The organism is Streptomyces sp. NPDC093600 (assembly GCF_044764755.1).
Lineage (GTDB): Bacteria > Actinomycetota > Actinomycetes > Streptomycetales > Streptomycetaceae > Streptomyces.
Genome location: NZ_JBIWIU010000007.1, coordinates 370,970 through 381,638 on the forward strand (window position 1 = coordinate 370,970; position 10,669 = coordinate 381,638).

The following is a 10,669-nucleotide window of genomic DNA, read 5'->3' on the forward strand; positions in this document are numbered from 1 at the left end:
GAGGGCGGCCGACGTGGGCGAGGACTATCGCGGGATCGCCGACCGGGTGGCGGAGGCCATCGCGGACGGGCGGCTGCGGCCCGGCGACCGGCTGCCTCCGCAGCGGGTCTTCGCCCGTCGCCACCGGATCGCGGACTCCACCGCGATCCGGGTGTACGGCGAGCTGCGCCGGCGTGGCCTGGTCGTGGGCGAAGTGGGGCGCGGCACGTTCGTACGGGCGGCTCCGCCGCTGCCGGGGCCCGCGCTCGCCGAGGCGACCGGGGCGGCGCCGGTCGATCTCCAGCTCAACTACCCGGTGGTGGAGGGGCAGCCGGAGCTGATGGGCCGCGCGCTCGCGTCGCTGGCCAGGGCCGATGTGCTGGCCGAGGCGACCCGGCGGCCCACGGCGGCGGCGGGGACCGTGGAGGCGAGGGCGGCGGCCGCGGGCGTCCTCGCGCGGGGCGGCTGGGCGCCGGACCCGGAGGCGGTGCTCTTCGCGGGCAACAGCCGCCAGGCCATCGCGGCCGCGGTCTCCGCGCTCGTACCGCCCGGGGGCCGGCTCGGCGTCGAGGCTCTCACGTATCCGCTGGTCAAGGCGGTGGCGGAGCGGCTCGGCGTACGGCTGGTTCCGATCGCGCTCGACGCGGAGGGGATGCGGCCCGACGCGCTGGCGGCGGCACACCGGGCGGGCCCGCTCGGCGCGGTGTACGTCCAGCCGACCCTGCACAACCCGCTCTCCGTGACGATGGGTTCGCGACGGCGGGCGGAACTCGCGGGCGTGCTGCGGGAGTCCGGCTTGACGGCGATCGAGGACACGACGTGGGCGTTCCTCCTCCCGGAGGGGCCGGACGGTCCGGACGAGCCGGGCTCGGCGGGTGGGTGGGACTCGGCGGACGGGTCGGGCTCGGCGGGTGGGTGGGCTTCGGCAGGGGGGTCGGGTGGGTCGGCCTCGCCGGACGGGGCAGGCGCTCCGGCGCCGTTGGCCGCGTACGCACCCGAGCGCGTGGTCCTCGTGGACAGCCTGTCCAAGCGGCTCGCTCCCGGTCTCACGGTCGGTTATCTCGTCGCTCCGGAGGTGCGACGGGCGGATCTCGCGGACGCCTTGCGCTCCGGGGCGTGGACGGCGGGCGGTCTGGCGCTGGCCGCCGCCACGCGCTGGGCGGGCGACGGCACGGTCGCGGCGGTGGTGGCGGCCAAGCGGACGGACCTCGCGGCCCGGGGCGCCGTGGTGCGGCGCCGGCTGGGCGCGTACGCCATCCGCACCTCGCCGCTGTCCGCCTACTGCTGGTGGGAGCTGCCCGCTCCCTGGCGGGCGGAGACCTTCGTCGCGGCGGCCGCCGAGCGCGCCGGGGTGGCGGTGACCCCGGGCAGCGCCTTCGCGGTCGGCCCCGGCTCGGCCCCCGACGCGGTACGCGTGGGCCTGGCCTCACCGGCCTTGCCGGTCCTGGACGAGGCCCTGGGGGCGCTGGCGTCCCTCGCCGCCGAAGGCCCCTGAGCGGGGCTCCGGTCACCCCTCGCGTCACCCATGGACGTGGTCACGGCCGTCGAGGGCCCGGGGGAGGCGTTTCGCTGCACCGAGATCCGGCAGCAAGGGCCGCGCGCCGGCCCGGGTGCGGGGACGGCCGCCGGGTACCGGCCTTCGGGGACCGGCTGCCCGCGCGGACGCTCAGTGGGTCGCCTCGCCCGCCCTGCCCAGGGATGTCTTCGAGATCGACGCGGTCGTGGTTGCGGTCCGGTCGGCGGCCTGAGCCGACCGCGCCCAGCCGCGCCCCGTCGCGTCCGGTCGCTTCCAGCCGCGCAGCCCCGCCCAGCCCCGCCCAGCCGCGCCCGGTCACGCCCCGCCCCGCCCCGTCGCGTCCGGTCACTTCCAGCCCCGCCCCGTCGCGCCCGGCCACGCCCAGCCCCGCCCCGTCGCGTCCGGTTGCGGGAGGGCTGGGCGCGGGTGTGCCCTGGAGGGTGGAGGGGGCGAGAGCGAAGGAGCTCCGGCCATGGCCGCACACGCCGCGCCGCCCACCCGGCGCCACCACCACCGCCGCCCGACCACCGGCACGACCGGCACGGCTGGCACGACCGGTGCCGCCGGCGGATGGATGCTGCCCGTCGTCCTGGGCGTGATCTACGGCCTGTACGCGTCGACCGTCGCACGCCACGGTGGCCCGCTCACCTGGGGGCAGGCCGTGCTCGGCGTCGTCTCCGCGGCGGTCCTCGCCGTCGCCCTCCACACGCTGCGGCGACGGCAGCGGGCGCTGCCCCGTGAGCCGCGCGCGATGGCCTGGGCGGCGCTGGCGGGCATCGCGATCGGGTTCCTGTTCAGCCTCTCGAACGCGAGCGTGCTGTCCGCCGTGGTGCTGGCCCTGCCCGTCGCGGCCGGCGTGTTCTGCGTGGCGTTCTACGTCTTCTACACCCACGAGGACGCGGCCGGGAGGCCGTTGCCGCGCCCGTAGCGGCCGGCGCGGCGGCGGTGGTACGCGACCGCCACGGCGGCGAGGAGCGGGCCCCAGGCGAGCAGCGGCAGGTAGCAGACGTACAGCAGGACCTGCTGGGCCGGGCCGTCGGTGTGCGTACCGACGGAGTTCTCGCCGAGTCCCGCGTACGCCGCGTACGTGAACCAGCCCACCAGCGCGCACAGCGCGACCGCCCCGGCGAGTGCGGCGGAGGTCGCGGCCGCCGCGCCGACCGGGCGCCCGCCGACGAACGGCAGCCGGCGCGGGAACACCTCTCCCCAGGAGCGGACCAGGCCGAGGGTGAGGAAGGCGAGCAGCTCGGCGGCGACGGTGAGGACGATCTGGTACGCGGCCTGACCGAGGCCCGGGTCGTCGACCTCGGCGACCGGCAGCCCGACGGTCAGGGCGATCCGCCAGATCCCGGAGGGCAGCACGATCAGCGGTACGGCGTGGGCGGCGAGGGCCGCCCAACGGGGCACGTCCGGGAGCGCCTTCGTCTTCATCATGCCGCTCAGCGTGCCGGGCGGCGGTGAGCCGGGGCGTCGTCGTGGGGGCCCGACCGTCTCCCCCGCGCGGGGGAGCCCTCCTCGTCCCCGAAGGTCCGGGAGGCGCCGGTCAGCGGGAGGACGCGGAAGGCGGTGCCCCGCCACCGGTGAGGCGGGCGAGACGGGCCTCGATACGGGCGACGTCCCCTCGCTCCGCCGGGGCCAGCGGCGCCCCCGCCCCCGCCCGCAGACCGGCCGCAGCCCCCAGCAACCAGGCCGCCCGGGAGGCGCCCCCGTCGAGCGACTCCGCCCCCGCGAGGCCCTCCAGGGCCAAGGCGCGGGCGCGCGGGTCGCGGGTGGCGCGGGCCGCCGTGAGGGCGCGCAGGTGCCAGGTGCGGGCGGTCGCCGCGTCACCGCGGAGTTCGGAGACGAAGCCCAGCTCGGCGAGGATCAGATGGTTGCCCTCCTCCGAGGAGACCTCCCGGTACCACTCCCGGATCCGCAGCAGCCGCTCCTCCGCCTCGTCCAGGCGCCCGGCGCGCCGCGCCCCCAGCGCGAGCCCCATCTCCGCGTAGATCTCCCCGAACTTGTAACCGTGCTCGGCGGCCCCCTGCCGTGCCCGCTCGTGCAGCTCCGCCGCCTGCTCGACGTCACCCGCGAGCAGCGCGAGCCGGCCGAGGCCCGAGAGCCGTGCGGACCGCTCGGCCGCGAGGCCCAACTCCTCTGCGAGCCGCAGCCCCTCCTCGTGCAGCCGGGCGGCCCTCGCGTAGTCACCGTCGATCTCGGCGAGCGCCGCCAGAGGGGAGACGGACTGCGACTCGCCCCACCGGTCGCCCAGGGCGCGGAAGAGCGCCCTCCCCTCCCGCCCGTGCCTGCCTTGCGCCGCCAGGTCGCCCCGCAGCAGCGCCTGCGCGGCCCGCAGGGCGTGGACGGCGGCCCGCGCCCAGGGGTCCGCGGCGCCGACCTCCGCGACGAGGCGCTCGCTCTCGGCCAGGTCACCGGTGTTGAAGTGGCCGTAGGCGACGAGCCAGCGGGCCCGGGCGCGGACGCCGGGGTCGCCGATCGAGCCGTACGGCAGATCCGACGTCCCGGCCTTCTCGCCGCACAGCAACGCGAAGGCGGCCGCGAGGACCCGCGCTTCGGGACTTCGCGCGGCCGCCAGCTGGCGGCGGCCCTCCCGCAGCCGCCCGGACAGCAGCCAGTACCACGACAGGGCGACCGCGAACCGGTCCGGCCGGTCCGGTTGGGCGTCGAGCGCGGCCCGCAGGTTGGCGCGTTCGGCGTCGAGCCGCCGCAGCCACTCCCGCTGTTCGGGGCCGCGCAGCAGGGGAGCGGCGTGTTCGGCGAGGTCCAGGTAGTAGGCGCGGTGCCGTTCCCGTACCGCGTCGCCGTCGCCCATCTCCTCCAGGCGCTCGGTGGCGTACGCGGCGATCGACTCCAGCATCCGGTACCGCTCCCCGTCGCGGATCACGAGCGAGCGGTCCACGAGCCGGCCGAGCAGCTCCACCACGTCCAGGGCCGCCGTGCCGTCGCCGCAGACCGCTTCCGCCGCGTCGAGGGTGCAGCCGTCCCGGTGGACGGAGAGGCGGCGCAGCACGATCCGTTCGGGGGCGGACAGCAGCTCCCAGCTCCAGTCGATCACCGCGCGCAAGGTCTGCTGGCGGGCCGGAACGCCCCGGCGTCCGGTCGCCAGGACCCGGAACCGGTCACCGAGCCGCTGTGCCAACTCCCGCGTACTCAGGGCACGGAGGCGGGTGGCGGCCAGTTCGAGGGCGAGCGGGATGCCGTCGAGGCGGGCGCAGATCTCGGTGACGTCGGCGCGGTTGGCGTCGGTGAGGGCGAAGGAGGTGGAGGCGGCGGAGGCGCGTTCGGCGAAGAGGCGTACGGCGTCGGCGGGCGGGAGGGGGCCGAGCGGGCGCACGACCTCGCCGGGGACGGCGAGCGGTTCCCGGCTGGTGGCGAGGATCCGCAGGCCCGGCACGGCGCGCAGCAGGCCACTCGCCAACTCGGCGACGGCGTCGACGACATGCTCGCAGTTGTCGAGCACGAGGAGAGCGGGCCGGTCGCGCAGCGCGGCGGCCAGGCGCTCGGTGGCGTCGCCCTGAGCGGCGGCGCGGGCACCGTGGCGCGGCAGGGTGACGGCGGCGTCCTCCCGGATGCCGAGGGCCGCGGTCACGGCTTCCGCCAGCTCGGCGGCGTCGCCGCGATGACCGGCGAGCTCGACGAACGAGCCGCCCCCCGCCACCTCCTGCGCGAGCCGTGTCTTGCCCACCCCACCGGGCCCGACCAGGGTCACCAGCCGGGCGGTACGGAGGAGTTCGCCCAGGTCTTGTACTTCCCGGGCGCGGCCTACGAGCCCGCTGAGGGGGCTCGGCGCGGAAGCCGGGAGAAGGGCGGACTCGCGCCTGAGCGAGGGGCTCGCACTGTGGCCGCGCGCCGCGTCGGTGGTGGGGGCGGCATTCATGTCGTCTGCGGCGCTGGCGTCGCCCGCCGCGTCCGCGCTGGCAGCGGCATTCGTGCCGCCTACGGCGCCCGCGCCCGGACCGTCGCCCGCTCCTGGCGCGGGCGCCGGCGCCCCCGTCCTCCCCCCACCTGCACGCCCCGGCGGCGTCACCGAAGGGTCCTGGCGGAGGATCGCGGTGTGGAGTGCGGCGAGTTCGGGGCTCGGGTCCACGCCCAGGTCCTCCGCGAGGCGCAGGCGCAGGGCCTCGTAGGAGGCGAGGGCCTCGCTCTGCCGGCCCGCGGCGTACAGGGCTCTCAGCTGGGCCGCGCGCAGCCGCTCCCGCAGGGGGTGCGCGGTGACGAGCGGGGCTAGGTCCGCCGCCAGGGTGCCCAGGACCGTGCGGTCGCCCGACTCCAGCCACGCCTCGGCCCGTTCCTCCTCCGCGACGAGCCGTTCCTCCGCCAACCGGTCCGCCTCCTCCCGTACGACGGCGTGGTCGGCGACGTCCGCGTACGCCTCCGTCCCCCGCCACAGGCCGAGCGCCTCGTCCAGCAGCGCCGCCCGCTCCCGAGGCCCCGGCGTGCGCCCGGCGCGGGCGACGAGCGCGCGGAATCGGGCGGCGTCCGGCTCGCCCTCGTCCAGGACGAGCAGATAACCGGCCGGCCGGTGCACGATCCGGTCGCGGCCGAGGGCGCGGCGGAGCACCGAGACCTTGACCTGGAGGGCGTTCGCGGCGCGGGCCGGCGGGCGGTCGCCCCAGAGCGCGTCGATCAGCGGACCGGTGGCGACGGGCCGGCCGCCTCGGGCCAGCAGACAGCCGAGCAGGACACGTGCCTTCGCCTCCGGAACGCCGACGGGACGGCCGGCTCCGTCCCGTACGGACAGTGGACCCAGCACCCCGAACCGCATGCCGAAACCGTAACCCACGGCCTGGCCCTCAGCCTTCCCTCAGCGGACCGTCAGCCGCCCCGCGCACAGTCGTTCCGAGAACGTCGTTCCGAGAACACCGAACACGCCGAACACAGGGAGCTGTGCGCACATGAGCAAGTACGAAGGACAGAAGGCCGTGATCATCGGCGGCACCATGGGCATGGGGCTCGCCATCGCCAAGCGTCTCGTCGAGGGCGGCGCGGAGGTGCTGCTCACCGGCCGCAACCCGAAGAACCTCAAGGAGGCCGCCGGCGAACTCGGCCCGGCCGCCCATGTCATCTCCTCGGACCTGGCCGACCTCGACGCCGTACGGGCTCTGCCGGCGATCGTCGAGGAGCGGCTGGGCGGCGTGGACCTGCTCTTCGTCAACGCGGGCATCTCGGAGCTCGGCCCGATCGAGGAGATGACCGAGGACCAGTACGACCGGATGTTCGCGGTGAACCTCAAGGGGCCGTACTTCACCGTGCAGGGACTGATGCCGCTGCTGCGGGACGGCGGTGCGGTGGTCTTCACCACCTCGGTCGCCGACGTCACGGGTACGCCCGGTATGAGCGTCTACGCGGCCACGAAGGCCGGGCTGTGGTCCTTCGCGCAGGGGCTCGCCGCCGAGCTGGTCGGGCGCGGGATCCGGGTCAACGCGGTCTCGCCCGGTTACATCGACACCCCCGGGGGCGGGGTGCAGGGGCTCACGGAGGAGGAGCACCGGGCGTTCAAGGCGGCGGGCGACGCGGCCACGCCGATGCACCGGCACGGCACGGCCGACGAGGTGGCGAAGGCGGCGCTGTTCCTGGCCGTCGACGCGACGTTCACGACCGGGGTGAAGCTGGCCGTCGACGGAGGTCTGGTGCAGCAGATCGTGTCCGTGTAGACCGGGGCGCGCCGCCGTCGCAGACTGGTGAAAGCGGTTGAAACGGCACACACGTCGCCGAGGGCGCCCACGTCTGGCAGGGCGCCCGCGATCGACACGGCGTCCGCGTCCGACGCGGCCCACGTCCCCGGACCCCGGAGGAATCGCATGACCGACCTCGCCATCGAGACCGAGAGCCTGGTCAAGGTCTTCGGCAAGAACCGTGCCGTGGACGGCATCGACCTCCGGGTTCCGGCCGGGACCGTCTACGGCGTCCTCGGCCCCAACGGCGCCGGCAAGACCACGGCCGTGAAGATGCTCGCCACCCTCCTCCGCCCGGACGGCGGCCGGGCCCGGGTCTTCGGCCTGGACGTGGTCGGGGACGCCGACGCCGTACGGGGCCGGGTCAGCCTCACCGGCCAGTACGCCTCCGTCGACGAGGACCTGACCGGCACCGAGAACCTGGTCCTGCTGGCCCGGCTCCTCGGCCATTCGCGGCCGGCCGCCCGTGACCGCTCCGCGCAGCTGCTCGCCGCGTTCGGGCTCGCGGAGGCCGCCGACAAGCAGGTCAAGCACTTCTCGGGCGGTATGCGGCGCCGTATCGACATCGCCGCGTCCATCCTCAACACCCCCGACCTGCTCTTCCTCGACGAGCCGACCACCGGCCTCGACCCGCGCAGCCGCAACCAGGTCTGGGACATCGTCCGCGCGGTCGTCGCCCAGGGCACCACCGTCCTGCTCACCACCCAGTACCTGGACGAGGCGGACCAGCTGGCCTCCCGTATCGCCGTGATCGACCACGGGAAGGTGATCGCGGAGGGTACGAAGGGCGAGCTGAAGGCGTCGGTCGGCTCCGGTTCGGTGCACGTACGGCTGCGCGACCCCGAGCAGCGCCCGGTCGCCGAGCGGGTCCTCGGGACCGCCCTGAACGCCTCCGTGCAGCTCGACGCCGATCCGGTCGCCCTCACCGCCACCGTCAACGGGCACGGTACGGAGCTCGGCGCCGCCGAACAGGCCGCCCGGGCGCTCGCCGAGCTGGCGGCGCAAGGGGTCACGGTCGACAGCTTCGGTCTCGGACAGCCCAGCCTCGACGAGGTCTTCCTCGCCCTCACCGACCGGAAGGGAACGACGGCATGAGCACCGTCACCACCGGCAAGGACACACAGCAGAGCGACGCCCTGGCCTTCGAGGCCCCGAAGGCCGAGGAGCTGGCCGCGCTCCTCGTCGACCAGGAGCGGCCGGACCGGCCCGGCGCGCTGGCGGCGTCGCTGACCTTCGGCTGGCGCGCCATGCTGAAGATCAAGCACGTGCCGGAGCAGCTCTTCGACGTGACGGCGTTCCCGATCATGATGGTGCTGATGTACACGTACCTCTTCGGGGGCGCGCTGGCCGGTTCCGTCTCGGCGTACGTCCAGTTCCTGCTGCCCGGCATCCTGGTGCTGAGCGTCGTGATGATCACGATGTACACGGGGGTCTCGGTCAACACCGACATCGAGAAGGGCGTCTTCGACCGCTTCCGTACGCTGCCGATCTGGCGGCCGGCCCCGATGGTCGGCTATCTCCTCGGGGACGTGGTGCGCTATCTGATCGCCTCGGCGGTGATGCTCACCGTCGGCCTGATCATCGGTTATCGCCCGGGCGGCGGGGTCCTCGGCGTGCTGGCGGGTGTGGCGCTGCTGCTGGTGTTCTCGTTCGCCTTCTCGTGGATCTGGACGATGTTCGGGCTGCTGCTGCGCAGCGAGAAGTCCGTCATGGGCGTCTCGATGATGGTGATCTTCCCGCTGACGTTCCTGAGCAACGTCTTCGTGGACCCGAGGACGATGCCGGGCTGGCTGCAGGCCTTCGTCAACAACAACCCGGTGACGCATCTGGCGACGGCGATACGGGAGTTGATGGAGGGGCGCTGGCCGGCGGCCGACATCGCCTGGTCGCTGGGGTGGTCGGCGGTGTTCGTGGTGGTCTTCGGCGCGGTGACGATGCGGCTCTACAACCGCAAGTGATCCGGGCCTGGTCCAAACGAAAGCCCTACCGCTGGGCGGTGGAGCTCGCGCCGTCCAGCGCCTCGCGGATGATGTCCGCGTGACCGGCGTGCTGGGCCGTCTCCTGGAGCAGGTGCAGCAGGATGCGGCGCGCGGACCAGCGAACGGGCTCCGGTGGGCTCCAGGGCGTGACGGGGAGGGGGACGGTCCGGTCCAGGTCCGGCAGCGCGGCGACGGCGTCGTCCGTCGCCCTGGTCGCGGAGGCGTACTGTCCGAGCAGTCCGGCGAGCGTGTCGTCGGCGGCCATCCGGTACTGGTCCATGTCGAGCATGCCCTCGGGGAGTTCGCCGTCTCCCGCGGACAGGATGCGGGTCCACACCCGCTCCCCGGTCGCGAGGTGCTTGAGAATGCCCCCGAGGGTCAGCTCACTGACGGTGGTGCGCTGTGCGGCCTGGCCGTCGCTGAGCCCGCGGAGCGTGATCAGAAACAGCTCGCGCTGTTCCGCCAGCGCGTGGAGGACTTCCCCGCGCTCACCGGGAAGCGGACGGCCCTGGTTGTCCGAAGAAGTGGTCATGAAGCGGACCCTAGGCGGGATATAGGACGAGCCGTGTCCTAGTCAGTCCTCGTGCGACTGCCTGTGTCCTAGGGAGTGTCCGGAAAGTATCGCCGTCCGCCCGGAGGGCGGGGTCTGCGGCGTCCGGTGCGTGCGATCGCAAGGCGGCCGGAAGCCCTCGTAGCGGAGCTACTTGGGCTTGTGGCCAACGCAGCGACCGCGCGTGCAGGGCGTCGCAGGCCAGGCGAGACTTTCCGGACACGACCTAGGGCCTTTTAGTCCAGGCGCAGGTCGGCGAGCTGCTGCTCGAACGGCACGACCTCAACCTCGTCCGCGTTCCCGGCCGGGCTGCGGGCCGCCACCGCGTCCGCCAGCTCGCGGCCCGCGCGGGTGATCCGGGCCGGCAGGCCGTCGGTGTACTCGTCGCCGCCTGAGCCCCAGTCCTCCGAGGCGGCGTAGACGGCCGTCGGCAGGACGAGGGCCCGCAGGTAGGCGAAGAGCGGCCGCAGAGCGTGGTCGAGCGCGAGCGAGTGGCGGGCGGTGCCGCCGGTCGCGCCGATCAGCACCGGCGTGCCGGTCAGCGCGTCCGGGTCGATCAGGTCGAAGAAGGACTTGAACAGGCCGCTGTACGAGGCGGTGAAGACGGGGGTCACCGCGATGACCCCGTCCGCGCCGGTCACCGCGTCGATCGCGGCCCGGAGCCGGGCCGAGGGGAAACCGCTGACGAGGTTCTTCGCGATGTCGACGGCGAGGTCGCGCAACTCGACCACCCGCACCTCGACGGCGTACTCCCGCTCGGTCAGCCGCTCCTCGGCGGCCTTGGCCAGCCGGTCGGCGAGCAGCCGGGTCGACGAGGGCTGGCTGAGCCCGGCCGACACGGCGACCAGCTTGAGCGTCTGCATGGCTTACGCCTCCTGAGTGCGTGCGGCGGGGTGGAGGGGGGCGGTCGCGGGGACGCCGGCCGGGCGGAGGTTGGCGAACTCCTTGCGGAGGACGGGGATGACTTCCT

The 10,669-nt window shown here is 74.7% G+C and carries 9 protein-coding genes; 5 read left to right on the forward strand and 4 right to left on the reverse strand.

Translation table 11 applies throughout. The features are described from left to right. The first annotated feature begins 13 nt into the window (after positions 1–13). Positions 14–1,474, forward strand: coding sequence for a PLP-dependent aminotransferase family protein (locus ACIRB4_RS20040; protein WP_403292914.1), 1,461 nt, complete (start codon positions 14–16; stop codon positions 1,472–1,474). A 493-nt stretch (positions 1,475–1,967) separates the two neighbouring features. Next, positions 1,968–2,423 carry a hypothetical protein gene (locus tag ACIRB4_RS20045; protein WP_403292915.1) on the forward strand — a complete coding sequence of 152 codons (456 nt, stop codon included), beginning with the start codon at positions 1,968–1,970 and terminating at the stop codon, positions 2,421–2,423. On the opposite strand, the gene ACIRB4_RS20050 is transcribed toward ACIRB4_RS20045, so the two are convergent. Together ACIRB4_RS20050 and ACIRB4_RS20055 are read right to left on the reverse strand one after the other, a co-directional pair. After that, a complete protein-coding gene (locus tag ACIRB4_RS20050) occupies positions 2,378–2,929 on the reverse strand; it encodes a hypothetical protein (protein ID WP_403292917.1) in 552 nt (183 codons plus the stop codon). The two genes, ACIRB4_RS20045 and ACIRB4_RS20050, sit on opposite strands and share 46 nt — an antisense overlap. Before the next feature lie 109 nt (positions 2,930–3,038). After that, positions 3,039–6,260, reverse strand: a complete 3,222-nt coding sequence (locus ACIRB4_RS20055; protein ID WP_403292919.1) for an AfsR/SARP family transcriptional regulator — start codon at positions 6,258–6,260, stop codon at positions 3,039–3,041. A gap of 130 nt (positions 6,261–6,390) precedes the next feature. Here ACIRB4_RS20055 and ACIRB4_RS20060 point away from each other — a divergent pair, with 130 nt between their 5' ends. From ACIRB4_RS20060 to ACIRB4_RS20070, 3 genes are all read left to right on the forward strand, one after another. Continuing rightward, positions 6,391–7,149: an SDR family oxidoreductase gene (locus tag ACIRB4_RS20060; protein WP_403292920.1), complete on the forward strand. Its 759-nt coding sequence runs from the start codon at positions 6,391–6,393 to the stop codon at positions 7,147–7,149. 147 nt (positions 7,150–7,296) lie between these two features. After that, complete coding sequence (locus ACIRB4_RS20065; protein WP_403292922.1) at positions 7,297–8,265, forward strand: ATP-binding cassette domain-containing protein; 969 nt, start codon at positions 7,297–7,299, stop codon at positions 8,263–8,265. Then, the gene (locus tag ACIRB4_RS20070; protein WP_403292924.1) at positions 8,262–9,128 is read left to right on the forward strand and encodes an ABC transporter permease; all 867 of its coding nucleotides are present in this window, start codon (positions 8,262–8,264) and stop codon (positions 9,126–9,128) included. Before ACIRB4_RS20065 ends, ACIRB4_RS20070 begins: the two co-directional genes overlap by 4 nt. A 25-nt stretch (positions 9,129–9,153) precedes the next feature. Here the strand turns inward: ACIRB4_RS20070 and ACIRB4_RS20075 are convergent, their stop codons facing one another. Further along, positions 9,154–9,681, reverse strand: coding sequence for a DinB family protein (locus ACIRB4_RS20075; protein WP_403292925.1), 528 nt, complete (start codon positions 9,679–9,681; stop codon positions 9,154–9,156). Between the two features lie 254 nt (positions 9,682–9,935). Next, complete coding sequence (locus ACIRB4_RS20080; protein WP_403292927.1) at positions 9,936–10,562, reverse strand: FMN reductase; 627 nt, start codon at positions 10,560–10,562, stop codon at positions 9,936–9,938. Positions 10,563–10,669 lie beyond the last annotated feature (107 nt).